This window comes from Bradyrhizobium sp. HKCCYLRH3059 (genome assembly GCF_051168035.1).
In the GTDB taxonomy this organism is placed as follows: Bacteria; Pseudomonadota; Alphaproteobacteria; order Rhizobiales; family Xanthobacteraceae; genus Bradyrhizobium.
Genome location: NZ_JBNPUF010000001.1, coordinates 1,176,785 through 1,201,292 on the forward strand (window position 1 = coordinate 1,176,785; position 24,508 = coordinate 1,201,292).

The window sequence follows — 24,508 nt, forward strand, 5'->3', positions numbered from 1 at the left end:
GAAACCGTCCATCGCGTGTCGAAGCGTCGCAACGGCCTCGCTAAGGTGCTGCCACGCGTGGGACCGATCGTCCGCGCTGGATGAGGACACGCCATGCACGTATCGAACGAAGGTATCCTGGTCATTCTGTTCGTTGGCCTGGTTGCAGGCTGGCTGGCCGGCAAGATCGTCCGCGGCACCGGCTTCGGGCTGGTCGGCGACATCGTGATCGGCGTGCTCGGCGCCTTGGTCGCAAGCCTGATCTTCCCGCGGCTTGGCGTCCGGATCGGCACCGGCCTCGTGTCGGAAATCGTCTATTCCGCGCTCGGCGCCATCATTCTCCTGCTGGTGGTGCGGCTGGTGCGGACCGGCGGGCGGCTCTAGGACTTGCGATCCGGCGTGGCTGAACGTTTGCACCGCGCCACGCGACATACCCCAGCACATAGCTAATTTACGCTAAAGTGAGCATCGTTGGACGCTCACCGCGGGAATCAGTATATTTCGCCTTGTTTGCCGCCAGTTTGTGCTTTTGGTCGGCGGCCACGTAGCTCATTTGATCAATTGAAGAGATGGTGGTGATGGCGGCTGCACCTCACGTGAGGCAATCCGAGCTCAGCGATGCCTTGCGCGGTTGCCGTAGCGCCTTCATCGGCGTCGGGGTGATGAGCTGCATCATCAACCTGCTGTATCTCACCGGCTCGATCTTCATGCTCGAGGTCTACGATCGGGTGCTGCCGAGCCGGTCCGTGCCGACGCTGATCGGCCTGATCATCATCGCCGCGGGGCTTTACGCCGCCCAGGGCGCGCTCGACATGATCCGTAGCCGCATTCTCGGGCGGATCGGCACCGCGCTGGACGAGAGCCTGAACGCGCGGGTGTTCGACACCGTGGTGCGGCTGCCGCTGTCCGCCGGCGGCCGCAACGAGGGCCTGCAGCCGCTGCGCGACCTCGATAACATCAGGAGCTTTCTCGGCAGCCAGGGGCCGGGCGCGTTCTTCGATCTGCCGTGGCTGCCGCTGTATCTGGCGATCTGCTTCGCTTTTCACGTGATGCTCGGCGTTACCGCGCTGGCCGGCGCCATCATCCTCGTCGCCCTGACGCTGATCACCGAATTCCTCACCCGCACGCCGGCCAAGGAGGCGATGGGGCTCGCCGCCCGCCGCAACGATCTCGCCACCTCAAGTCGCCGCAACGCCGAGGTCCTGGTCGCGATGGGCATGACCGGGCGCATGCTGTCGCGCTGGAGCGAGACCAACGAAAAATATCTCGCCGGCAACCAGCGCGCCAGCGACGTCGCCGGCGGCCTCGGCGCCATCGCCAAGGTGCTGCGCATGATGCTGCAGTCCGCGGTGCTCGCGGTCGGCGCCTATCTCGTGATCCATCAGGAGGCGACCGCGGGCATCATCATCGCCGGCTCGATCCTGAGCGCGCGGGCGCTGGCGCCCGTCGATCTCGCGATCGCACATTGGAAGAGCTTCGTTGCCGCGCGCCAGAGCTGGCGCCGTCTCAGCCATCTGTTGCAGACGATGCCGCAGCGACCGGCGCCGACCCTGCTGCAGCCGCCGGTCGGCAAGCTCTCGGTCGAGGCCATCTCGATCGTCGCGCCGGGGGACCAGAAGGCGATCGTGCAGGACGTGAGCTTCGCGTTGTCGGCCGGCAATGGCCTCGGCATCATCGGTCCGAGCGCGTCGGGCAAGTCGTCGCTGGTGCGGGCGCTGGTCGGTGTCTGGCGTCCGGTGCGCGGCCATGTCCGGCTCGATGGTGCGGCGCTCGACCAATGGTCGACGGACGAGCTCGGCCGTCACATCGGCTATCTGCCGCAGGATGTCGAATTGTTCGCAGGCTCCGTCGCGCAGAACATCTGCCGTTTCGATCCGCAGGCCTCCGCCGACGGCATCATCGCCGCCGCCAAGGAAGCCGGCGTGCACGACATGATCATCAAGATGCGCGACGGCTATGACACAGAGATCGGCGAGCAGGGTGCCGCGCTGTCGGCAGGCCAGGCGCAGCGCGTGGCGCTGGCGCGCGCGCTCTATGGCAATCCGTTCCTGATCGTGCTCGACGAGCCCAACTCCAATCTCGATACCGAAGGCGACGAGGCGCTGTCACGCGCGGTGCGCTCAGCGCGGGCGCGCGGCGCGATCGTGGTCGTCGTCGCGCACCGGCCGATCGGCATCGAGGCGGTCGACCAGGTGCTGGTCATGAAGGACGGCCGTGCCCAGGCGTTCGGTCCGAAGGAGACGGTGCTGGCGCAGGTGCTGCAGCCGCGTGCGCCGTCGCCGATCAAGATCGTCTCGGAAGCCGGAGTGGCAAAGCCATGAGCAGTCAGGTCGTTGCCGGTCCACTTCCTGGCGGCCGCAAGACGGAGAGCGTGCGCGAGTCGATCCGCCGCCACCTGCTGATCGGCATGGGCGTCGTCGTTGCGGTCGCCGGCGGGCTTGGCGGCTGGGCCGCGACGCAGCAGATTTCCGGCGCGTTGATCGCGCCCGGCCAGATCGTGGTCGAATCCAACGTCAAGAAGGTGCAGCATCCGACCGGCGGCGTGGTCGGCGAGCTTCGGGCGCGCGACGGCGACGTCGTCAAGTCCGGCGACATCGTGGTGCGGCTCGACGACACCGTGACCAAGGCAAGTCTCGCCATCGTCACCAAGAACCTCGATGCGCTGCAGGCGCGCGCCGCCCGGCTGGAGGCCGAGCAGCGCGGCTGGGCCAAGATCCTGTTTCCGCCGCAGTTACTGCAGCGCATCAGCGATCCCGAGGTCAAGAGCCTGACGGCGAGCGAGACCAAGCTGTTCGAGGTCCGTGTCAACGGCCGGATCGGCCAGAAAGCGCAATTGCGCGAGCGTGTCACCCAACTGAACGAGGAGATCGAGGGACTCGCGGCGCAGGTCAGCGCCAAGGACCAGGAGATCGCGCTGGTCCAGAAGGAGCTCGACGGCGTGCGCCAGCTCTATGAGCAGCATCTGGTGCAGCTGTCGCGCCTGACCACCTTGGAGCGCGACGCCGCCCGCCTCAACGGCGAGCGCGCGCAATTCATCGCCGCGCGTGCCCAGGCCAAGGGCAAGATCAGCGAGACCGAGCTGCAGATCATCCAGGTCGACAAGGACATGGTCAGCGAGGTGTCCAAGGATCTGCGCGAGACCACCGACAAGATCGGCGAGTTCGTCGAGCGCAAGGTCACCGCCGAGGACCAGCTTCGCCGCGTCGACATCCGCGCGCCGCAGGACGGCATGGTGCTGCAGTCGAGCGTCCATACCGTCGGCGGCGTCATCACCGCCGGCGACACCATCATGCTGATCGTGCCGCAGAGCGACGATCTCCAGGTCGAGGCCAAGGTCAATCCGCAGGACATCGACAAGCTGCAGGTTGGCCAGAAGACGTTGCTGCGGCTGTCCGCCTTCAACCAGCGCACCACGCCGGAGCTGAACGGCGTCGTCAGCCGCGTCTCGCCCGACGTCACCACCGACCAGCGCACCGGCCAGAGCTATTACACCATCCGCGTCTCGATGCCGCCCGAGGAGATCGCGAGGCTCGGCGACGTCAAGCTGATTCCGGGCATGCCGGTCGAGGCATTCGTGCAGACCGGCGACCGCACTGTCATTTCCTACCTGATGAAGCCGCTGCACGACCAGCTGATGCGTGCGTTCCGGGAGAAGTGAGGGGCCCGGCTGCCGTCCCTGCGGAGACCGCGGGCAGCGCTCCAATCTCGCTGTCATCCCCGCGAACGCGGGGATCCATAACCACAGGGAGCAGTCGTGGCGCGAGATGCTCGTGACGTCTCGCGTCGCGCCCCATTTCTGCTGCGGAGTTTGGGTCCCGGGTCGGCGCCCGCCGACGCTGCGCGTCATCGGGCTTGCCCGGGACGACAGCGGTTTATTCGTCGAGTTTCTTGAGTAACAGCTCCAGCGCGCTCTTCGCGAACAGCTGCATGTTGGCAAAACGGTCGCTGTGGCCGCTCTCCAGAGTGACGACTGCGGTCGCGGGCCCCGCAACAGCGAAGCACGCATGTCCCGCCGCGTCGCCATAGCGATTGCCGGCAGGACCCGCGGCACCGGTCTCCGACACTCCCCAATCAGTCGCAAAGCGCGTCCTGATCTGCCGCGCCAGCAGCTCCGCATAAGGCTCCGACGCCGAGCGGATGCCCTTCATCGCCTCGTCCGGAATGTCCATCAGCACGCGGCGGGCGTCGCGCGTATAGACCACGGCGCCGCCGAGGAAATAGGCGGATGCGCCGGGCACCGCGAGCAGCGCCGCCGCGATCAGGCCGCCGGCGGAGGATTCCGCAACGGCAATGGTCTGCTTTTTGGCGATCAGCCGCGCCGCGACCTTCTCGGCGACAGCGATGAGGTGCTGCATGGCGGTCATCCTTCGGCAGCGTCGACACCCGCCGCTGCCGGCTGCTGTTCATTCCCCACCATCATGCGCCGAAAGCGCGCGCCAAGGAAGGCGCTGCCCCTCGCAGCGATCACGCAATGATCGGCTCGCGCGCCGCGACGGCCTGGCGGCCGCCGCGATAGACGGTCATCGCTGCGATGATACCGAGCACGGCGGCGCACATCAGCCAGTAGCCGGGCGAGGCCTTGTCGCCGGTCTTGTTGATGAGCCAGGTCGATACCGCCGGCGTCGCGGTGCCGAACAGCCCAGCCGCCAGCGCAAAGGCGATCGAGAAGCAGGTGGTGCGGACATGCGCAGGCACGATCTCGACCAGGCAGCCCAGCATGGTGCCGCTATAGACGCCGAAATAGAAGGAGAACAGCATTTCGACCGCGAGCAGCTTGCCGAAGCTCGGCGCCGCCGCGAGCCAGTGCAAGGCGGGATAGGCGGTCAGCAACGCCAGAGCCGCGATGGTCACCAGCACCGGCTTGCGTCCGATCCGATCCGACACCGCGCCGCCGACCGGATTCCATAAGAAGTTGGTCACGGCGACCAGCAAAGTGACGAGCAGTGAATCCGCCGCCGACAGCTTCAGTTCCTTGCCGAAACCGGGACCGTAGACGGTGATGAAGTAGAACATCGTCGTGGTCAGCACCGCGATCATCATGCCGAGGATCACGATGCGCCAGTTCTCCAGCGCCGAGGCGAATACTTCGCGCGCGGTCGGGTGCTTCTTCATCGCGAGGAAGGCCGGCGTCTCCTCCAGCGTGCGGCGCAGGAAAAAGATCAGCGGAATGATCAGGCAGCCGATGAAGAAGGGAATGCGCCAGCCCCAGGCGGCCACCATGTCCGCCGGCATGGCCTGGTTGAGCACGTAGCCGATGACCGACGCGACGAAGATCGCGACCTGCTGGCTGGACGACTGGAACGAGGTGTAGAGGCCGCGATTGCCGGGCGTGGAGATCTCGGACAGATAGACCGACACGCCGCCGAGCTCGACACCGGCCGAGAAGCCCTGCAACAGCCGCCCGAGCAGCACGATGATCGGGGCCGCGATGCCGATCGTCGCATAGGTCGGGCAGAATGCGATGACGATCGTGCCGATCGCCATGATGCCGAGCGTCACGATCAGGCCCTGGCGCCGGCCGATCTTGTCGACATAGGCGCCGAGCACGATGGCGCCGACCGGTCGCATCAGGGCGCCGAGCCAGAACACGCCATAGGCATTGAGCAGAGATGCAGTCTCGTTCTCCGATGGGAAGAACGCCTTGGCGATGATCGGGGCGTAGAAGCCGAACAGGAAGAAGTCGAACTGCTCGAGGAAATTGCCGCTGGTGGCGCGCAGGATCGCGCCGATGCGCGAATGGATCGTAGCCGGCTGCGGGATTGACGTTGAGGACACGCGGGGAAACTCCTACCGTCGAGAGGCTCGTGCGGAGGATTTCTACGCCGGCCGAGGGGAAAGGTGCGACAATCTGCCACGCCAAGCCCTGGCGGCCAATAGCTTTGCGCTCAAGGCGCCCTAGGCCTGAACAGAATTGCCGGCGGCCGACTTCTGCTGCATTGCACCCTTCAGCCATTGCCGGAACGCCTTCAGCTTCGGCGGATCGGTCCGGCCCTCCGGCGTCACCAGATAGAACCCGGCATCGCTCGGCAGCGTCATCTTGAACGGCACCACCAGCCGGCCCTTGGCGATGTCGTCCTGGACGTAGGCCGTACGCCCGATCGCGACGCCGAGCCCGTCGATCGCGGCCTGAACGGTCATCAGCGACAGGTCGAAGCTCAGCCGACCCTGCCTCGACATCTCCACCGGCAGACCCGCCGCGGTCAGCCATAGCCGCCAGTCGTCGTCATAGCCGCCGCTGACCTGCAGCAGCGTGTGATGTGCGAGGTCCTCCGGACAGCGTAGTGGCTTGTCGCCCTGCAGCAGCGCCGGGCTGCACACCGGAAACAGCTCGTCGGCCATCAGCCACTCCGCCCGCACGCCCGGCCAATGGCCACGGCCATAGCGGATCGCGGCGTCGACGTCGTCCTTGCGAAAATCGACCAGGCCGGTCGACGTCGTGATCCGCACGTCGATGCCGGGATGGGCCTCCTGAAAGGCCGTCAGCCGCGGCAGCAGCCATTTGGCGGCCAGCGAGGCGATGGTGGAAACCGTCAGCACCTTGGCGTTGTCCTTGCGGACCAGCCGTTCCGTTGCCAGCCGGAGATCGTCGAACGCGGCGCGCACCAGCGGGAGATAGTCGCGGGCCTGCGGCGTCAGCGCCAGGCTACGGTTCTGGCGGACGAAGAGGCGCAGCCCGAGCTCGTCCTCCAAGCGCTTGATCTGATGGCTGATTGCGGTCTGCGTCACGTTCAGCTCGGAGGCCGCGCGGGTGAAGCTCAGATGCCGCGCCGCAGCCTCGAACGCCCGCAATCCATTCAGCGACGGCAGTCGGGCCATTCACGGCCTCCCCGGTTCATGACGTTATTTCATCCGAAACGGTAGTAAATGTCGTTTGTGGATGAAGCGCAAGCGCTCGATATTGCAGCCTCAAGGAATTTTCAGGAGGCCTTCATGTCCATCTACGTCTCCTCGTCAATGACGAAACATCATGGCCCGGGGTTCTGGTCCGGCGTCGTGGAGCTGCTCGCCGCCTGGCGCTTCCGCTACCGCACGCGGCACGAGCTGGCGCAATGGTCGGAGCGCGACCTGCACGACCTCGGTCTGTCCCGCAGCGATATCGCCGCCGAGATCGACAAGCCGTTCTGGCGGGGTTGATCCCCCTTACTCATCCCGCCGCGCCGGTGCCGCTCCGCAAAGGAGGGCGCCGGCAAGCTTCCCGGTTGGAGCCGCGCATGCCGACGCCCGCCATTGCCGATCTCGCTGCCGGCTCCAACATCATTCACACGCGGCGTGGCGAGGAGGTGCGCCTGCGCTTCGTCACATCTGACGACGCCGAGGCGCTGCAGAGCTATGTCCGGTCCTTGAGCCAACGCTCGCGCCACAAGCGTTTCCTCGGCGCACTCAACGAGCTGCCAAAGGCGGTGCTCGAGGATTTCGTCGCGCTCGGCCGCAACGACCGCTACAGCCTGATCGCGACGATGGACCATGAAGGTGTCGAAGCCATCGTGGCCGAGGCGCGCTACGCATTCGATCGCGGCGTCGGTCGTGTCGAGTTTGGCCTGTCGGTCCATGACCGCTGGCAAGGCCACGGCATCGGCCCGGCGCTCATCGCGAATCTGGAAGGACGCGCGCTCGCGTTGGGTGGCGTGACCCTCTCGGGCGATGCGCTGCGTACCAACGACGTAATGATTGCATTGGCCCGCAAGGCCGGTTTCACGATCAAGCCGCATGCGGACGATTGGACCCTGGTGCGGTTCGAGAAGGGTCTAAGCGGAGTGGTGACTCATTCAGTGGGGCCAGATTTGCGCGTGGTCGGTCGCGCGCCGCAAGTCGCCACGTCCGAGATCAAATGACGTCATGCCTGCGAAGGCGGGGCATCCCGTACGCCGCGGCCTCACCGTGTCACCAGCTGTCAGTTGCGTGTACTGGATCGCCCGGTCGAGCCGGGCGATCACAGTTGCTATGAGGCGACCACCGATCCGCGTCATTGCGAGCGCAAGCGAAGCAATCCAGAGTCCTTGCTCCGCCCTGGATTCTTCGCTTCGCTCGCAATGACGGTGATCGTGGTGCGTCTTTGCCCACGTCATACGGAACATCAACTTCTCAAAACGTCTCCACCCACGGCCGCAGCTCCATCTCCCAGCTCCAGGCACTCCGTGGCTGCTGCAGCACGCTCCAATAACTTGCGGCGATGGCATCCGGATCGAGCATCGAATTCGGGCGCTCCGCGGCTTCCTGACGCTCTGCGCTCTTGATCGCGCCGTCGATGACGAAATGCGCGACGTGGATGCCCTGCGGCGACAGTTCGCGCGCCATGCTCTGGGCGAGGCCGCGCAGCGCGAACTTGCCCATCGCGAACGGCGCCGACTGGGCGTAGCCCTTCACGCTGGCGGAGGCGCCGGTGAACAGGATGGCGCCGTGCTTGTTCGGCAGCATGCGCTGTGCCGCCTGCTGCGCCACCAGGAAGCCGCCGAAGGCGCTGACGGCAATCGACTGCTGCACGTCGGCCGGCACGAGATCGGTGAGCGCTCCGCGCGCCCGCGCGCTGGCATTGTAGACCACGAGATCAGGCGCGCCGATCTCGCGCTCGACGATGCCGAACAGCCGCTCGACCTCCTCCGGATTGGTCGCATCGCAGGGGTAGGCGCGGGCGCCGGTTTCGTTGCAGAGCGCGCCGAGCTTCTCGATCTTGCGGGCGGCAAGCGCCACGCGGATCTTCTCGCGCGCGAACAGCCTCGCCAGCGAGGCCGAGAGCCCCTCGCCGGCACCGACGATGAGGGCGATCTTGTAGGCAGGGATGTCCATGGGCATGTCCTTGGGCCAAAGCGTCCGCAGACATCAAGCTAGTGCACCGGCGGCCGACTTCCTACGGCTCGTCCCCACATTTTTGCCGCGCGTCCTCAGGTGGGACGCGGCTGCAATCCAGCGAGGCAGCCGATCTCCTCCAGCACGACATCGAGCCGGCTGCGATCGTGCAGGAAAGCGTATTTGCCGCGGAGCATCGCCAGCGAGCGCGCGTGATATTTCTGCGGCTTCTGCATCCATGTGAAGTCGCCGAACTGGACGCGGAAGACGCTGCGGTTCTCGGCCAGCGCCTGCTCGTTGGCGAGCGTCCATGGCATGAACAGCGCGCCGACCTGGCGGGTCAGGATCGGCATCAAGGTCAGTGATAGTTCCGGCCACAGCTCGAACTCACCTTCGGCGCGCGGCCATAGCATGCGGTGGATCCAGGCCAGCACATGCGGCGCGCGGCCTTCGATCAGGGCGCCGGCCGTCGGATCGGTCCACAGCTCGTAGAGCTGGCCCCACAGTCCGAAATCGCCGTAGGCCGGACGGTGGCCGAACAGATATGGCCTGACCGAGAGATGCCGTTCGAGCAGGTCGAGCATTTCGGCAAAGCCCTGCTCGATCTGCGGCGCGTTGATCTCGTTGGAGCCGACATACCACAGCCGCTCGACCATGCGCGCGCGGATCTTCTCGGCCAGCTCGCCCAACTCGGCCTCGTCCGCCCTGGGGGTGCGGATGCGGGCGATGCGTCCGGCCGAGGCGCGCTGGTCGAGATCGCGCGCCCAGCGATAATGGAACATCCACTTGTTGCCCCACTCGTCCCCGAACTCCTCGATCAAGGCCGAGATGAAGCTCGTCAGCGCGTCGCCGGGATGAATCGTGGGTTGCGGAAAGTCGAGCTCCAGTGCGTCGATGATCGGCGTCGAGTCCTGCATCGGCACCTCGTCGGGGGCGACCACCAGCGGAATGATCGGCAGCTTGGCGTGCCGCGCGAACTCCGCCTCGCTTTCCGCATTGCGCAATATCCAGTGATGCGGGATGCCCTTGTAACGCAGATACGATCGCACCTTGACCGAATAGGGCGACATCTCCGCCCCGAAGATGCGATAAACCTCCGTCGGCTGATTGGTCATGGATCTGCTCCCGGTTCGGCGCACGCCGCTGCCTGTTGTGTATCCGATCAGGCGCAACCTGTCGAAGAGTCCATCAGAGACTTGCGGAAACGAACGAGGGCTTAACGATCATGCATCAGTTCCTGAGGCGCGATGACGTGATGACCGGCGGCGCAAGGCCGGAGCTGCTGGCGCCCGATACCACCGGGCTGAACTTCTATCGCGCCGACCCCGCGCTCGCCGATCTCCTGCGCATCCATCTGCCCGAAGCGCTGTTTCGGCACCTCGTGCCGCATCTCGACCGTCTCGGCGAGCTCGCCGGCTCCTATCTCGACGAATGCGCCCGCTTGGCTGACCGCCATGGCCCTGTGCTGCACCAGCGCGACCGCTTCGGCCGCGACGTGCAGTGGGTCGAGTACCATCCGGCCTATCGCGAGCTCGAGCGCGCCGCCTTTGGCGAGTTCGGCATTCACGCGATGTCGATCCGGAAGGGCATTCTCGGCTGGCCGACCAAGTATCCGGTCACGGCCAAGCACGCCTTCACCTACCTGTTCAACCAGGCGGAGTTCGGGCTGGGCTGTCCGATCAACGTCACCGACGGATGCGCCAAGCTGCTGGCGAGCTTCGGCAGCGACGGGCTCAAGGCCAAGTACCTCGATGGCCTGACGCAGACCGACATGAGAAAGCTGACCCAGGGCGGCCAGTTCATGACCGAGAAGGAGGGCGGCTCCGATGTCGGCACGTTGACGACGGTCGCCGTCCCGGAGGGCGACCATTGGCGCCTGCATGGCGAGAAATGGTTCTGCTCCAATGCCGATGCGAAAGTCGTGATGCTGTTGGCGCGGCCGCAAGGTGCCGAAGCGGGAACGCGCGGCGTCGGCCTGTTCCTGATGCCGCGCTTCCTCGATGACGGCAGCCAGAACCACTATCGGATCGTGCGCCTGAAGGACAAGCTCGGAACGCGCTCGATGGCCTCGGGCGAGATCAAGCTGGAGGGCGCCGTCGCCTATGCGGTCGGGAGGCTCGATCGCGGCTTCGTGCAGATGGCCGAGATGGTCAACTCGTCGCGTCTCTCCAACGGCGTCAAGTCGACGGCGCTGATGCGGCGGGCCTGGCACGACGCAATTACGGTCGCGCGCAACCGCGTGGTGTTCGGAAAACGCATCGTCGACCTGCCGCTCGGCCGGCGGCAACTGCTGAAGATCCTGCTCGCGACCGAGCAGGCGCTGTCGCTGAGCTTCCTCACCGCCGACGCGCTCGACCGTGCCGAGGCCGGCAGCCAGGATGCCGCGGCGCTGCTGCGCATTCTGACGCCGACATTGAAATTCCGCGCCACGCGCGACGCGCGCAAGGTCTGCGGCGATGCGTTGGAGATGCGCGGCGGGATCGGCTATGTCGAGGAGTTCGTGACCGCGCGGCTGCTGCGCGACGCCCATCTCGGCTCGATCTGGGAAGGCACCGGCAACATCGTCGCGCTCGATGCGCTGAAGCGCGCCGTGGGCCGGCACGGTGCGGAGGCCGCGCTGGCAGCCGACCTGCATGCGCGGCTCGACGACAGCGCCGTCGTGCCGCAGGCCTGGCGCGATCAGCTGCATCGACTCGTGGATCGTGCCGTGGGCTTTGCGCGCGAGGTCGCGGGACGCGCCGACAACGAGTCCGAAGCGCGCCGCGCCACCAGCCTGCTGTATCACGTGGCAAGCGCCGTCTCGACGACTTGGGAAAGCGGGCGCATCCACGCGATGCGCGGCGACGCGCGCAGGCTGTTGCTGGCGAAGCTCATCGTCGCGCACCGGCTGACGCCGTCCGATCCGTTCCGGCTCGCGGAAAATAGGATGGATGATGCCATCGCGACACTGCTGCTCGGCGAACGTACCGCTGACATGGAGGAGGTTGGCGAACTGCTGTCAGCGGCGTAGGCTTGCCGCGACCAACAACAAACAAGATCGGGAGAACGCCAATGAAAGCCGCCGTGCTGATGGAGGTCAACAAGCCGCTGGTGATCGAGGACATCAGTGTGCCCAAGCCGGGGCCGCGGGAAGTGCTGATCCGCACGGCGGTTGCCGGTCTCTGCCATTCCGACCTGCACTTCATCGAAGGCCTGTATCCGCATCCGCTGCCCGCCGTGCTCGGCCATGAATCGGCTGGGATCGTCGAGCAGGTCGGCGCCGACGTGACCTATGTGAAGCCGGGCGATCACGTCGTCACGTGCTTGTCCGTGTTCTGCGGCACCTGCGACAACTGCACCACGGGCCGCCCGGTGTTGTGCACCGATACGACGGTGAAGATGCCGCCCGGCGCCTCCAACCGGCTGTCATGGGGACGAAGCGAGAAGCTGCACCAGTTCCTCAACCTCTCGTCCTTCGCCGAGCAGATGCTGGTGCACGAGAACGCGATCGTGAAGATCCGCCCGGACATGCCGCTCGATCTCGCGGCGCTGATCGGCTGCGGCGTCATCACCGGCTATGGCGCGGTCGTCAACACGGCGCGGGTGCAGGCCGGCGAGACGGTGGCCGTGATCGGCTGCGGCGGCGTCGGCATGGCTGCGATCAACGGCGCCGAGATCGCGGGCGCGGGCCGCATCATCGCCATCGACACCAATCCGGCCAAGCTGCAGCTTGCGACGAAACTGGGCGCGACTGACATCATCAATCCCACTGAGGGCGACGTCGTGGCCCAGGTGCGCGAGCTCACCAAGGGCGGCGTGCACCACGCCTTCGAGGTGCTCGGGCGCAAGGAGACCGCCGAGCAGGCGTTCGCGATGCTGGCGCCGGGCGGCACCGCGACCATCGTCGGCATGATCCCGTTCGGCCAGAAGATCGAGCTGCACGGCTTCGACTTCCTGCGCGAGCGCCGCATCCAGGGCTCGTCGATGGGCTCGAACCACTTCCGCGTCGACATGCCCCGCCTCGTCGAGTTCTATCTGCGCGGCAAGCTGCATCTGGAGGACTGGATCTCCACCAAGCTGAAGCTGTCGGAGATCAACGAGGGCTTTGCCAACATGAAGGCAGGCAAGACGCTGCGCAGCGTGATCATGTTCGATGCGTGAGGTGGGTGGTCGGGTGTGAGGCAGGTGATGAGGTTCGGCGGGTCTGCCTATTAGTTACCCGTCATGCCCGGGCCTGACCCGGGCATCCAGCCTCTCTGCAAGATGGATGGCCGGGTCAAGCCCGGCCATGACGATGTAGGACGACGGCGGAATTTGGCGAGGCGTTGTTGAATAAGCCCGATCGCGAACTAGTTCGCGAACCGCGGCGGCGGGACGAAGCCGCCGAATTCGCGCTCGATCAGGTCGGCGAGCTTGAGCGGCGTGCGGTCCTCGAGGAACGGGCCGACGATCTGCACCCCGACCGGCAGGCCGTCGGCGAGTCCAAGCGGAATCGCGGTGGCGGGCAGTCCGGGCAAGGTGGCGATGCCCGGCCAGGCGAGCTGATCGGTGTAGCAATGCTCGACGCCGTCGATGCTGATGCGGCGCTGCTCCTGGTCGGGCGAATGGTCGTGCGGATAGGCCGGCGTTGGCATGATCGGGCAGATCACGGCATCGAATTGCTCGAACAGCGTTCGCCATTGCGCGCGCAGCCGCGCCCGCGCCCCGCCGGCCTGCACCCAGTCGCGATGGCTGAGCGCGATGCCGCGCAGCCGCTCGGCCGCGAGGCTCGCTGCCTCCTTCGGCAATTGCGCGGCCGCGTGACTGGCGCCGGCGTGGACCTCCGCCGGCATGGTGGCGCCGATGAAGCCGAGCAGCATGCGCATGTAGAGCCGGCTCGATGCGGCGAAGTCCGGCAGCAGCGGGCTGTCCGTCGTGACGCTCACGCCGACCCGTGCGAGGTCGGCCGTCAGCCGCTCGATCGCGCCGCGCACGGCGCTGTCGGTCGGCAGCAGCGGATCGCTCGCGACCACCAGCACGCGGAAATCCTGCAGGCGACCGTGGCGCGGCGGCGGCAGGTCGAGGCGATATGCCTTGCCGGCCTCGAGCGGGTCGGGGCCTGCGATCACATCGAGCAGCAGCGACAGATCGGCGGCCGAGCGCGCCATCGGGCCGACGACGGCGAGGTCGGCCTCGCCCGGCAGCGGCTGAAACGGCGGCGGCGTATGGCCGCGCGAGGCCACCAGGCCGTAGCTCGGCTTGTGCGCGGTGACGCCGCAATGAAACGCCGGCACCCGGAGCGAGCCGCCGATATCGGAGCCGAGCGACAGCGAGCCGTAGCCCGCCGCGAGGGCCGCGGCCGATCCGCCTGACGAACCGCCCGGCGTGCGGCCGAGATCGTAGGGATTGTTGGTGGTGCCGTAGATGTCGTTGTAGCTCTGCCAGTCGCCGAGCCCGAGCGGCACGTTGGTCTTGCCGAGCACGATGCCGCCGGCATCCTTCACGCGCGTCACCGTCAGCGCATCCTCGGCCGCGATGAAATCCCTGTGCTGCGGAAAACCCCAGGTCGTCGGCAGGCCGGCGACGTTGTAGGATTCCTTCACCGTGAGCGGAAGGCCGAGCAGGGGCCGCCGTTCGCCGCGCGCCAGCGCGGCGTCGGCGGCGTCGGCGGCAGCGAGCGCGCGCTCGAAATCGCGCACGCAGACGGCGTTGATCTCGGGGTCATGACGTTCGATGCGGTCGATGGCGAGCTTGGTCAGCTCGACCGACGAGATCTCACGATCTGCCAACGCCTTCGCCGTGTCGACGGCGGTTGCGAACGTCCATTGCGGTGCGGCCAAGGTCGATCCTCCCGGTGAGATGTTTGCCGGGAGTCCTAACCGATGCGGATGGCGATCGCTTGACCAAAATTGCGGATTCTAGCCCGGCAGCATCCGCTGCATGACACGGTCGCGATAGATGAAGACGTGCGCGAGTGCGGCGGCGACGTGAACGACGATCAGGATCAGCAGCAGCCATTCGGAGGCTTGGTGCAGCCCGTCGATGGCGCGGTTACCGGCCGGGTTGCGCGCGGCCAGCATCGGCAATGGAAACAGGTAGAAGAACGATACGCTCCAGCCGCGGAAGGAGGCGAACAGCCAGCCGGTGATGGTGCTCGCCAGCACCATCACATAGAGCATCCAGTGCACGACCTCCGAGCTCAGCCGCTGCCAGGGCGGCAGCGAGCTCTCCGGTGCGACCGGATGGGTGAGCCGCCAGACGAAGCGCACGGCGATCAATGCCAGAATGGTGAGGCCGAATGAAATGTGCAGGATCATCGGCGCGCCGGGGGGTGTATTGGCATGCAGGTCCGGCATCAGCCAGCCGATCGGATACTGGATGGCGAGCAGCGCCACCACCAGCCAGTGCAGGATCTTCGCGGGCGTGCCGTATTGCAGGCGTGGCGTCATGACGAGTTTTCCGTTGTGATCGGTCCGGCGCCATCAGCCTCGCGGCTGAGCGTTTCGCAAGACGCGGGGGTGCGGATGCTAGGCCGCTCCTATGAGAATTCCGACGCCGAGCACGATGATGCCGCCGAGCACGATCTGGAACACCGCCTGCAGGAACGGCGTGTCCATATAGCGCGCGCGGATATAGGCGATCGCCCACAGCTCGAAGAACACGACGAGGCTCGCGATCGCGGTCGCGATCCAGAACGCGTTGGTCCAGGAGTCCGGGACGAGATAGGGCATCGTGTGCCCCAGTCCGCCGAGCGTCGTCATCGCGCCGCAGACGGCGCCGCGCAGCCACGGCGAGCCGCGGCCCGTCAGCGAGCCGTCGTCGGACAGCGCCTCGGCAAAGCCCATGCTGATGCCGGCGCCGATCGAGGCGGCAAGGCCGACCAGGAAGGTCTGAAAGTTCTGATGCGTGGCGAAGGCGGCGGCGAACAGCGGCGCCAGCGTCGAGACCGAGCCGTCCATCAGGCCGGCGAGACCGGGCTGGACATATTGCAGCACGAACACGCGCCGCCGCGTCTCGTCCTCCTTGTGCCGGACGTCCGGACTGAGGATCTTGTCGGTCAGTTTCGCCGCGACCTTCTCGTGGCCCTTCTCGGCCTCGGCGAGATCGCCGAGCAGCCGGCGCACGCCGACGTCCTTGGCCTGCTCGGCCGCCTTGGCGTAGAAGCGCTCGGCCTCGAACTCCATCGTGCCGACCTCGCGGCGGATGGCGTCGAGCGACAGGTTCTTGGTCAGCCAGATCGGCCGGCGCTGCATGAAGCCCTTGACGTTCTCGCGCCGGATCGGCGGCAGGTTCTTGCCGAAGCGCTCCTCATAGAGTTCGAGCAGCATGTGGCGGTGGCCCTTCTCCTCCTCGGCCATCTGCTCGAACAGCTTGGCTGAATCCGGATAACGTTCCGCCAGATCCTCCGCGAAGCTCATATAGATACGGCCGTCTTCCTCTTCGGCCGAGATCGCGATTGCCAGGATCTCGCGCTCGGTGAGGTCGGCGAAGTTCTTCATTCCAAGGTCCCCGGATCTCTCGCTCTCAACATTCGAGTGTTTAGAACGGTTCTAAAGTCTATATGGATTTGCCGCACCGCGGTCAAACTCCGGCCGCTGATTGGTCGCGAAACCCTTCGGTGACAGCGCATTCAAGCTCCAGTCATGGAACTGCGAGGATAGTCCGTCGTTCGCGTTCCGCTCAGCCACCTAAGGAGTTCTCATGGATAGCGTCAAATATCGGCTCAACGATCCAGGGTTGGCGCCGCGCCGCACCCGGATGGATATCCCGGGCTGGGCAGGCGAACGCCAGCCACGAGCGAATGGCTCGCATGAGCAGGTCTGGCATTGCGTACCATTCTCGGAAGGTGCGCAATATGGCATCGAGCTATTTTATCCGTACGACTTCGAGCTGCACGTCACCACGCGCGACGGCAAGCTGGAGCTGTCCGGCGACTGGGGCGAGCCGCCGAGCCCGAGCCTGCAATGGCCGCCGTTCCGCAATTTTGGCGATGCCTTCTACACCTACCAGATCCTGCTCGATCTCAAGGTGCCCAACGGCTTCGCGATCCGGACCGAGCCGCATCCGCGCTTCTATACCGACCGCAGCGATACCTGCCCGATCGCGGTGCCGGCGTTGGTGCGCAATTTCTGGCCGATGCTGTTCTTCTGCGTGTTCAAGGCGCCCGCGGAAGGGCGGACGCATATCTTCCGTCCGGGCGAGCCGTTCGCTCAGGTGATCGTGATTCCGGAGGAGGCAAACTTCACGGTCGAGCCCATGACTCCGGACGAGGCGGCCGAGCGCGAGTTGCAGTCGCGCCGCATCCACGCCAGCCGTCCGGTGCTCGCCAAGGAGACCGAATGGGTGTCGAGCACCGACACGGTGTTCGACGGCACCTACCGCCACCTGCATCGCGCGGCGAAGGACAAGGCGCGCAAGTCCTGACGCTTCCGTCTTTCTCAAACGAAAGAGCGCCGACCTCACGGTCGGCGCCCCCCGAGCTTTCACCTCTCAACGATCAGTAGCGATCGTAGTACCAGTGGTGATGGTGATGATGGTGGTGGTGATGGTAGTACCGGCGCGGCACCACATAGACCCGGGGGCCGTAGCCGTACCCATAGCCAGGACCGTAGCCATAGCCGCGCCAGTAGCCATGGTGATGGTGGTGATGATGGTGGTGGTGATGGTACCACTGCGCCAGCTGCACCTTCGGTTCGGCCTCCGGCGGCGCCTGCTCGTCGAGCGCCTGCAGCACCTTGGCCGCATTCGGGATCGGCTCGAGCAGGTCGGCGTAGGAGTTGGCCTTCAGCACGTCGCTCGGGGCCGGAGCCGCTGACGCCTGCGCCGTGCCGAGCGCGCCGACAGCGGCGACCGCGCCCAACAAGCCTGCGATCTTCTTATCCATAAATCTTCTCCTGATGCGCATTGCCCGGATGCAAAAACGTCAACCCCGAATGTTCGTTCCTCGATTCGCCTAATACGTCGGAACGGCGTCCGAAATCAGGCTGTCGATTTGTTCAGGAACGTGAACAGGAGCTCATTGACTCGTTCATGTTGCTCCTGCTGCACCCAATGTCCGGCGCGATCGATCAGCTCGCACAGGATCATGTTGGTGCACACTCGGGACTGCATCGCTTCGAACACACCGGGCCGTTGGTAGATGCCCCAGTCTTGCAGGCCGGAGATGAATGCGGACGGAACGTCGATCGTGAGATCCGACCAGGTCTGCAATTCAGCGTCGAATAGACCAGACGTGCCGCAGCGGTACCATTGCAGCCCGCCCTGGAAGCCGTTTCGTTCATATTCGGCGGTATAGACCGCGAGCTCATGGTCCGGCAGCCAGCGATTCGCCGCGATCGCCGCCGCATCCGGCATCTCCTCGGCGACGGTCTCGGCCATCGTCTTGTCGAGGTCCATGACGTAGTAGGTCGGCAGCTTGGCGAGTTCGGCCGCGTCCCAGGCCTGCAGAGGAGAAGGGGCGTTGGCCGCCCAGTCTGCGCTCTTGTGATGGTAATAGGCGCGCAGGAATTCATGCAGCCCCTGCGGGGGATGATGCATGTCCGCATTGGCCTGCCGCGTCGCGTAGTACCATTGATAGTGCTTGCGCGGACGCGGCAGCGCAGCCAGTTCGCGATGCACGGGATCCTCCTGCGCCGCGAGGGGATGGCTGGCGATGTCGAACGGTGCTGCGGGTGGCCCCGGGAACGGTGCGCTCATCATCACGACCGATCGAAAGACATCGGGGCGGATCACCGCGCACCACGCCGCGACGGGGCTGCCGAAGTCGTGGCCGACGACAGACGCGACATGGCGATGGCCGAATGCATAGACCACGCCGAGCGCATCGCGCACCAGATTGGTGAAGCGAAACGGCGCGAGATCACCGTCATAGTCGGCGCTCCACCCTGTGGTGCGGCCATAGCCGCGCTGGTCCGGCGCCAGCACGTGGTAGCCGGCGGCGGCCAGCGCCGGCATCACCTTGCGCCAGCTATAGGCCAGCTCGGGAAAGCCGTGTAGCAGCAGCACACAGGGACGGCCGGGCGTCTCGAAGCCGGCTTCGAGCACGTGCATGCGCAGGCCGTTGATGCCGTCGACGAAGCGGGACCGGATCGTGGGTGGGAGGGGAAGCGGGGGAAGGGAAGTCGACATTCGAACGTCTCCTCGTCATGGCCGAGCTTGACCGGCCTGCGGGGCCGAAGCCCCTTCAGCGCGGCGAAGGCCCGGCCATCCACGTCTTCTCTTGTGCCAGCTTGAAAGACGCCGATGCCCGGCACAAGGCCGGGCATGACTGAATTTTGCGGAATGATCGCGTGCTAGGCCGCGCCCTTCTTCGGCCAGTAGCGTTCGCGCAGGTGGCGCTTGACCAGCTTGCCGGTCGGCGTGCGCGGAAGCTCCGGCTCGAAATCGATCGAGCGCGGGCACTTGATCGGCGACAGATGCTGGCGGCAGAACAGGATCAATTGCTCCTCGAACGCCTTGCCGGCGCGCGCCATGTCGTGCGGCTGCACCACCGCCTTGACCTCCTCGCCCATCTCCTCGTTCGGCACGCCGAACACGGCGACATCGGCGACGTCGGGATGCGTGATGAGGACGTCCTCGGTCTCCTGCGGGTAGATGTTCACGCCGCCGGAGATGATCATGTAGGACTTGCGGTCGGTCAGATAGAGGAAGCCGTCGGCGTCGAGATAGCCGACGTCGCCGAGCGTCGACCAGCCCTTGTCGTTGTAGGCCCGCTTCGTCTTCTCCGGATCGTTGTGATAGGAGAACACCGGCGCGTCGGCGAAATACACCGTGCCGATCTCGCCGGTCGGCAGCTCCTCGTCATTCTCGCCGAGGATCTTGATCTTGCCGACAACGGCGCGTCCGACGCTGCCACGATGCTCCAGCCACTGCTTCGAGGTGCAGACGGTGACGCCGTTGCCTTCGGAGCCGGCATAATACTCGATCAGGATCGGACCCCACCACTCGATCATCCTGGCCTTGACGTCGACCGGGCAGGGCGCAGCGGCGTGGATCGCGCTCTTCAGGGTCGACACGTCGTAGCGCTTGCGCACATCCTCCGGCAGTTTCAGCATGCGCACGAACATGGTCGGCACAAGCTGCGACTGCGTGACCTTGTACTTTTCGACCAGCTTCAGGAAGTCTTCGGCGTCGAAATGCTCCATGATGATAGAGGTGCCGCCGAGCACTGAGACCATCATGTTGAAGCGCAAGGGAGCTGCATGATAGAGCGGCGCCGGCGACAGATAGGTGCTCTCGGCATTCATGCCGCACATGTCGGCGCACAGCACGCGCAGGAACTGGTTCGGCTGATCGATCGGATTGCCTTCGAAATCCTTCTTGATGCCCTTCGGCCGTCCGGTGGTGCCCGACGAATACAGCATGTCGTAGCCGGCGACCTGGTCGGCAATCGGCGTCTTGGGCTGGGCGCCGGCCTCCTTGTCCCAGGAGCGGAAACCGGGCTCGGGCTCGTCGACCATGAAGAACAGCGGGCCGTCCGTGGCGCTCACGAGATCGCGCACCTGCTCGGCGCATTTCGGCGAGGTAATGAAGACCTTGGCGCCGCAATCCCTGATGATGTAGGCGATCTCGTCCTTGGTGAGATAGCGGCTGATCGCGGTGTAGTACAGGCCGGAGCGCTGCGCCGCCCAGGCGATTTCCATGAAAGCCAGCCGATTCTCCATCAGGAAGGCGATATGGTCGCCGGCCTTGAGCCCCAGCGCACGGAATAGATGAGCGCCCTGGTTCGAGAGCTCGTCGAGCTCACGATAGGTGATGGCCTTGCCGGTGCCGGCCATCTGATAGGCGATCTTGTCGGGATGGCTGCGGGCGTGAATGGAGGGGTGGGTCATGAGAGCTCACCGCTGATCAGGAACAAGGTGTCGTCCCGGCCTCGCGCCGGGACCCATAACCACAGGATCCTGTGGTGATAACGAGCTGCCGCAACAGCTCGCGCAAAACGTAGCGCGGTGGTTATGGGTCCCCGCGTTCGCGGGGACGACACCGTTGTTGTTGCGCGATCTACAGCCGCTCCACGATCGTCACATTCGCCATGCCGCCGCCTTCGCACATCGTCTGCAACCCATAGCGCTTGTTGCGGGCCTTCAGCGCATGCAGCAGCGTGGTCATCAGCTTGGTGCCGGAGCCGCCGAGCGGATGGCCGAGCGCGATCGCGCCGCCATTGACGTTGAGGCGGTTCGGATCGGCGCCGATGGTCTTCAGCCAGGCGGTCGGCACGGAAGCGAACGCCTCGTTGACCTCATAGAGATCGATCTCGTCGATCGACATGCCGGCCTTCTGCAGCGCGCGCTGCGTCGCCGGGAGCGGCGCCTCCAGCATGATGACGGGGTCGCCGCCCATCATGGTCATGTGATGGACGCGGGCCAGCGGCTTGACGCCGAGCGACTTCAGGCCGCGCTCGTTGACGACCATGACGCCGGACGCGCCGTCGCAGATCTGGCTGGCCGTGGCCGCCGTCAGCTTGCCGTTCTCGGCGATCAGCTTGACGCTCTTGATGCCGTCGAGGCTGACGTCGAAGCGGATGCCCTCGTCGATGTGGTGGGTGTCGGTCGAGCCGTCGGCACGGGTGATCTCGAGCGGGATGATCTCGTCCTTGAAGTGGCCTGCCTGCGTGGCGGCAATCGCGCGCTGATGGCTGTTATAGGCATATTCGTCGAGTTCATCCTTGGAGAGACCGTACTTCTCCGCCATCATTTCCGCGCCGGTGAACTGGCTGAACTGGATGTTCGGATAGCGGCTCTCGATGCCAGGGCTCTTGTAGTGCCCGAAGCCGTTCTTCGCCGGAAGCGTGGAGGAGAGACCCATCGGCACCCGGGTCATCGACTCCACGCCGGCGGCGATCACGACATCCATCGCGCCCGACATCACTGCCTGCGCGGCGAAATGCAGCGCCTGCTGCGACGAGCCGCACTGCCGGTCGATCGAGGTGCCCGGCACGCTCTCCGGCAGCTTCGAGGCCATCACCGCATTGCGCGCGATGTTGTTCGATTGCTCGCCGGTTTGCATCACGCAGCCCATGATCACGTCCTCGACCTGGTCCGGCGCGGCGCCGGAGCGATCGACCAGCGCGTCCAGCACCTTCGCCGCGAGGTCGGCCGGATGCCAGCCGGCCAGCCGTCCTCCCTTGCGGCCGCCGGCCGTGCGTGCGGCCGCGACGATGTAGGCTTCCGCCATGACGTATCCTCCCTAGACTTGGTGTTCGTGATTGGCGGCGATTTAAATGCCCGATCGAGCGTTAGTCAATCGATCAATTAACTCTTGAGATCAACTCCGGCTTCGGCTTATCTGCCTCGATCAAGCGCGAGACATGTCTTGGGACCTCAGCTTCACAACAGCGTGCCAGAGAAACTTCCCGCGGGGCGGAATGCGACGGCGGAGAAGCTGCTGGACGCCGCCAGCGAGCTGATGATCGCGAGGTCCTCGATCGAAATCTCGCTCAGCGACATCGCGCAGAAGTCCGGCTCTAATGCAGCGCTGGTGAAATATCATTTCGGCAACAAGGACGGCCTGCTGCTGGCGCTGCTCGCCCGCGACGCGGCGACCGAGGTGGCCAATCTCGAATATCTCCTGGCGCAGCCGCTGCCGCCGACGGCGAAGCTGAAGCTGCACATCAGCGGCATCATCCGCGCCTATCACCGGTTTCCCTACATGAACCGGCTGATCCATTATCTGCTGCATGAGAGCAGCGCGGAGGCGGCCGACGAAGTGTCGAAGTTCTTCGTGGCGCCGCTGCTCGATTTCCATCGCCGGCTCATCGAGGAGGGCGTCGCCAGGGGCGAGTTTCGCGCCGTCGATCCGGTGCTGTTCTACACCAGCCTGATCGGCGCCTGCGATCACCTGTTCTTCGGCCGCCACGCGATGTCGCGCGCGATCGGCGTCGGCCCGGTCACCGATGATGTCTGCCGTCAGTACATCGCCCATATGGAGGCGCTGATCTGCGGTGGAATATTGAAACGGGCGAGTGGCGAATAGGGAGTCGCGAATGGGGGAAGCCTCTATTCGCTACTCCCTATTCGCTATTCGCAAGCAAAAACGTCTAGGGAGGAAACCTGACATGCAGTTGAACAACGTTGCCGTTCTCATCACCGGCGGTGGCTCGGGTCTCGGCGCAGCTACGGCGCGCGCCATGGCGGCCAAGGGGGCCAAGGTGGCCGTGCTCGATCAGAGCCTGGAAAACGCCGAGAAGATCGCCGCCGAGATCAAGGGCGTCGCGCTGCATGCCGACGTCACCAATGAGGATCAGGTCAAGGCCGGCCTCGCCAAGGCCGAGGCGGCCCACGGCATCGCCCGCGTGCTGGTGAATTGCGCCGGCATCGGCGGCTCGCAGCGCATCGTCGGCAAGGACGGCGTCTATCCGCTCGCCAAGTTCGCGCGCATCATCAACGTCAACCTGATCGGCACCTTCAACGTGCTGCGGCTGTTTGCCGAGCGCCTCGTCACCGCCGAGCCGGTCGGCGAGGAGCGTGGCGTCATCATCAACACCGCCAGCGTCGCGGCCTATGAAGGCCAGATCGGCCAGATCGCCTATTCGGCCTCGAAGGGCGGCGTCGTCGGCCTGACCCTGCCCGCTGCGCGCGATCTCGCCAGCCAGAAAATCCGCGTCAACACCATCGCGCCCGGCCTGTTCCTGACACCGCTGCTGATGGGACTGAACGAAGAAGCGCGCAAGAGCCTGGGCGCCCAGGTGCCGCATCCGGCCCGGCTCGGCGACGCCTCCGAGTACGGTAACCTCGCCGTCCACATCGTCGAGAACCCGATGCTGAACGGCGAAACCATCCGCCTCGACGGCGCCATCCGCATGGCCCCGCGCTGACGGCAACCTCCGCCGTCGTCCCCGCGAACGCGGGGACCCATACTCCGCGGCGTCTGTGATAGGCAGACTGGCAGACGCCGCACTCTTACCAATCAAGCCGGTGGCTATGGATCCCGGCGTTCGCCGGGATGACACTGAGGGTGGAGCGCGCGCCATGTCCCAACCGCTGCTGATCGAACACGACAATGGCGTCGACCGGGTGACGCTCAATCGCCCGGAGAGCCTGAACGCGCTCGACCCGGCGCTGATCGACGCGCTCAACACTTATTTCGAAAGCCTGCAGCGCAATCGCACCACGCGAGTCGTCGTGCTCAAGGGTGCCGGCAAGAACTTCTGCGCGGGGCTCGATCTGAAGGCCGCGATGCAGCGGCGCGGCGGCGTCAATGAGCCGCCCAGCGTGACCGAGTCGCTGGACTCGCAGCGCCGCATCGCCGACATCGTGATGCTGATGCGGCGTTGCCCGCAGCCGATCATTGCGCTGGTGCAGGGCGCAGCCGCCGGCGGCGGCTTTGCGTTGGCGCTCGCGGCCGATATCCGCATCGCCAGCCGCTCGGCGCGGATGAACTGTGCCTTCATCAAGCTTGGCTTAGGGGGCTGCGACATCGGCACCAGCTATTTCCTGCCGCGCCTCGTCGGCGTCTCCGTCGCATCGGAGCTGATCCTCACCGGCCGCTTCATCGGAGCCGAGCGCGCGCTCATGGTCGGGCTGGTGTCGGAAATCGTCGAGGACGATATGCTCGAGGGCGCGGCTGCGCCCTTCGTCGATGCGATGATGACGGCCTCGCCGGTCGGACTTCGACTCTCAAAGGAATGTCTCAACATGAGCGTCGATGCGTCGTCGATCGAAGCCGTCATCGCGATGGAAGATCGCAACCAGGTGCTGTGCAGCCGCTCGGAGGATTTCAAGGAGGGCATTCAAGCCTTCCTCGAGAAGCGCAAGCCGGTCTATACCAACCGCTAGATATCAAGATCCGC

The 24,508-nt window shown here is 65.6% G+C and carries 23 protein-coding genes; 11 read left to right on the forward strand and 12 right to left on the reverse strand.

Features of this window, described 5'->3' with window-relative positions; translation table 11 throughout:
* The first annotated feature begins 93 nt into the window (after positions 1 to 93).
* The 3 genes from ACQR13_RS05365 (at position 94) to ACQR13_RS05375 (ending at position 3,637) form a co-directional block, all read left to right on the forward strand.
* Complete coding sequence (locus tag ACQR13_RS05365; RefSeq protein ID WP_315713716.1) at positions 94 to 363, forward strand: GlsB/YeaQ/YmgE family stress response membrane protein; 270 nt, start codon at positions 94 to 96, stop codon at positions 361 to 363.
* A 194-nt stretch (positions 364 to 557) separates the two neighbouring features.
* Positions 558 to 2,300 (forward strand): type I secretion system permease/ATPase, encoded by a 1,743-nt coding sequence (locus ACQR13_RS05370; protein ID WP_316172701.1) that lies wholly within the window; start codon positions 558 to 560, stop codon positions 2,298 to 2,300.
* Entirely contained in the window at positions 2,297 to 3,637 is a 1,341-nt protein-coding gene (locus ACQR13_RS05375) for an HlyD family type I secretion periplasmic adaptor subunit (protein WP_315825922.1), read from the forward strand. Before ACQR13_RS05370 ends, ACQR13_RS05375 begins: the two co-directional genes overlap by 4 nt.
* Before the next feature lie 214 nt (positions 3,638 to 3,851).
* Here ACQR13_RS05375 and ACQR13_RS05380 read toward each other — a convergent pair whose 3' ends face one another.
* The 3 genes from ACQR13_RS05380 to ACQR13_RS05390 all read right to left on the reverse strand — a co-directional run bounded on the left by ACQR13_RS05380 (position 3,852) and on the right by ACQR13_RS05390 (position 6,795).
* A complete protein-coding gene (locus tag ACQR13_RS05380; protein WP_315713719.1) occupies positions 3,852 to 4,334 on the reverse strand; it encodes a CinA family protein in 483 nt (160 codons plus the stop codon).
* A gap of 109 nt (positions 4,335 to 4,443) precedes the next feature.
* Positions 4,444 to 5,754: an MFS transporter gene (locus ACQR13_RS05385; protein ID WP_315713720.1), complete on the reverse strand. Its 1,311-nt coding sequence runs from the start codon at positions 5,752 to 5,754 to the stop codon at positions 4,444 to 4,446.
* 120 nt (positions 5,755 to 5,874) lie between these two features.
* Positions 5,875 to 6,795 carry a transcriptional regulator GcvA gene (locus tag ACQR13_RS05390; protein ID WP_316172700.1) on the reverse strand — a complete coding sequence of 307 codons (921 nt, stop codon included), beginning with the start codon at positions 6,793 to 6,795 and terminating at the stop codon, positions 5,875 to 5,877.
* A gap of 114 nt (positions 6,796 to 6,909) precedes the next feature.
* On the opposite strand from ACQR13_RS05390, the gene ACQR13_RS05395 reads away from it, so the two are divergent.
* Both ACQR13_RS05395 and ACQR13_RS05400 read left to right on the forward strand, forming a co-directional pair.
* Positions 6,910 to 7,113 (forward strand): DUF1127 domain-containing protein, encoded by a 204-nt coding sequence (locus tag ACQR13_RS05395; RefSeq protein WP_315713722.1) that lies wholly within the window; start codon positions 6,910 to 6,912, stop codon positions 7,111 to 7,113.
* 77 nt (positions 7,114 to 7,190) lie between these two features.
* Positions 7,191 to 7,811: a GNAT family N-acetyltransferase gene (locus ACQR13_RS05400; protein WP_316172699.1), complete on the forward strand. Its 621-nt coding sequence runs from the start codon at positions 7,191 to 7,193 to the stop codon at positions 7,809 to 7,811.
* A gap of 250 nt (positions 7,812 to 8,061) precedes the next feature.
* Here the strand turns inward: ACQR13_RS05400 and ACQR13_RS05405 are convergent, their stop codons facing one another.
* Both ACQR13_RS05405 and ACQR13_RS05410 read right to left on the reverse strand, forming a co-directional pair.
* A complete protein-coding gene (locus ACQR13_RS05405; protein ID WP_315713724.1) occupies positions 8,062 to 8,763 on the reverse strand; it encodes an SDR family NAD(P)-dependent oxidoreductase in 702 nt (233 codons plus the stop codon).
* Between the two features lie 95 nt (positions 8,764 to 8,858).
* A complete protein-coding gene (locus tag ACQR13_RS05410) occupies positions 8,859 to 9,878 on the reverse strand; it encodes a glutathione S-transferase family protein (protein WP_316172698.1) in 1,020 nt (339 codons plus the stop codon).
* A 110-nt stretch (positions 9,879 to 9,988) separates the two neighbouring features.
* Between ACQR13_RS05410 and ACQR13_RS05415 the strand changes: the two genes are divergently transcribed.
* Both ACQR13_RS05415 and ACQR13_RS05420 read left to right on the forward strand, forming a co-directional pair.
* Positions 9,989 to 11,773, forward strand: coding sequence for an acyl-CoA dehydrogenase family protein (locus ACQR13_RS05415; protein ID WP_316200337.1), 1,785 nt, complete (start codon positions 9,989 to 9,991; stop codon positions 11,771 to 11,773).
* 41 nt (positions 11,774 to 11,814) lie between these two features.
* The gene (locus ACQR13_RS05420) at positions 11,815 to 12,903 is read left to right on the forward strand and encodes a Zn-dependent alcohol dehydrogenase (RefSeq protein WP_316172696.1); all 1,089 of its coding nucleotides are present in this window, start codon (positions 11,815 to 11,817) and stop codon (positions 12,901 to 12,903) included.
* 188 nt (positions 12,904 to 13,091) lie between these two features.
* Here the strand turns inward: ACQR13_RS05420 and ACQR13_RS05425 are convergent, their stop codons facing one another.
* The 3 genes from ACQR13_RS05425 to mbfA form a co-directional block, all read right to left on the reverse strand.
* Complete coding sequence (locus tag ACQR13_RS05425) at positions 13,092 to 14,561, reverse strand: amidase (RefSeq protein ID WP_434841747.1); 1,470 nt, start codon at positions 14,559 to 14,561, stop codon at positions 13,092 to 13,094.
* A 78-nt stretch (positions 14,562 to 14,639) separates the two neighbouring features.
* A complete protein-coding gene (locus ACQR13_RS05430; protein WP_316172695.1) occupies positions 14,640 to 15,170 on the reverse strand; it encodes a cytochrome b in 531 nt (176 codons plus the stop codon).
* A 78-nt stretch (positions 15,171 to 15,248) separates the two neighbouring features.
* Positions 15,249 to 16,220 (reverse strand): iron exporter MbfA, encoded by a 972-nt coding sequence (gene mbfA / locus ACQR13_RS05435; RefSeq protein WP_315713729.1) that lies wholly within the window; start codon positions 16,218 to 16,220, stop codon positions 15,249 to 15,251.
* Between the two features lie 202 nt (positions 16,221 to 16,422).
* Between mbfA and ACQR13_RS05440 the strand changes: the two genes are divergently transcribed.
* Positions 16,423 to 17,145 (forward strand): hypothetical protein, encoded by a 723-nt coding sequence (locus ACQR13_RS05440; protein ID WP_315713730.1) that lies wholly within the window; start codon positions 16,423 to 16,425, stop codon positions 17,143 to 17,145.
* A 73-nt stretch (positions 17,146 to 17,218) separates the two neighbouring features.
* Here ACQR13_RS05440 and ACQR13_RS05445 read toward each other — a convergent pair whose 3' ends face one another.
* The 4 genes from ACQR13_RS05445 to ACQR13_RS05460 form a co-directional block, all read right to left on the reverse strand.
* Positions 17,219 to 17,605: a hypothetical protein gene (locus tag ACQR13_RS05445; RefSeq protein WP_315713731.1), complete on the reverse strand. Its 387-nt coding sequence runs from the start codon at positions 17,603 to 17,605 to the stop codon at positions 17,219 to 17,221.
* Positions 17,606 to 17,700: 95 nt separating this feature from the next.
* Complete coding sequence (locus tag ACQR13_RS05450) at positions 17,701 to 18,771, reverse strand: alpha/beta fold hydrolase (RefSeq protein ID WP_315714359.1); 1,071 nt, start codon at positions 18,769 to 18,771, stop codon at positions 17,701 to 17,703.
* A gap of 242 nt (positions 18,772 to 19,013) precedes the next feature.
* Positions 19,014 to 20,552 carry an acyl-CoA synthetase gene (locus ACQR13_RS05455; protein WP_434862639.1) on the reverse strand — a complete coding sequence of 513 codons (1,539 nt, stop codon included), beginning with the start codon at positions 20,550 to 20,552 and terminating at the stop codon, positions 19,014 to 19,016.
* Between the two features lie 169 nt (positions 20,553 to 20,721).
* Positions 20,722 to 21,894 carry an acetyl-CoA C-acetyltransferase gene (locus ACQR13_RS05460; protein ID WP_315825929.1) on the reverse strand — a complete coding sequence of 391 codons (1,173 nt, stop codon included), beginning with the start codon at positions 21,892 to 21,894 and terminating at the stop codon, positions 20,722 to 20,724.
* Positions 21,895 to 22,032: 138 nt separating this feature from the next.
* Between ACQR13_RS05460 and ACQR13_RS05465 the strand changes: the two genes are divergently transcribed.
* From ACQR13_RS05465 to ACQR13_RS05475, 3 genes are all read left to right on the forward strand, one after another.
* Positions 22,033 to 22,692, forward strand: a complete 660-nt coding sequence (locus ACQR13_RS05465; protein ID WP_315825930.1) for a TetR family transcriptional regulator — start codon at positions 22,033 to 22,035, stop codon at positions 22,690 to 22,692.
* An 82-nt stretch (positions 22,693 to 22,774) separates the two neighbouring features.
* Positions 22,775 to 23,533, forward strand: coding sequence for an SDR family NAD(P)-dependent oxidoreductase (locus ACQR13_RS05470; protein ID WP_315825931.1), 759 nt, complete (start codon positions 22,775 to 22,777; stop codon positions 23,531 to 23,533).
* Between the two features lie 154 nt (positions 23,534 to 23,687).
* The gene (locus ACQR13_RS05475) at positions 23,688 to 24,494 is read left to right on the forward strand and encodes an enoyl-CoA hydratase/isomerase family protein (RefSeq protein WP_316167344.1); all 807 of its coding nucleotides are present in this window, start codon (positions 23,688 to 23,690) and stop codon (positions 24,492 to 24,494) included.
* Positions 24,495 to 24,508 lie beyond the last annotated feature (14 nt).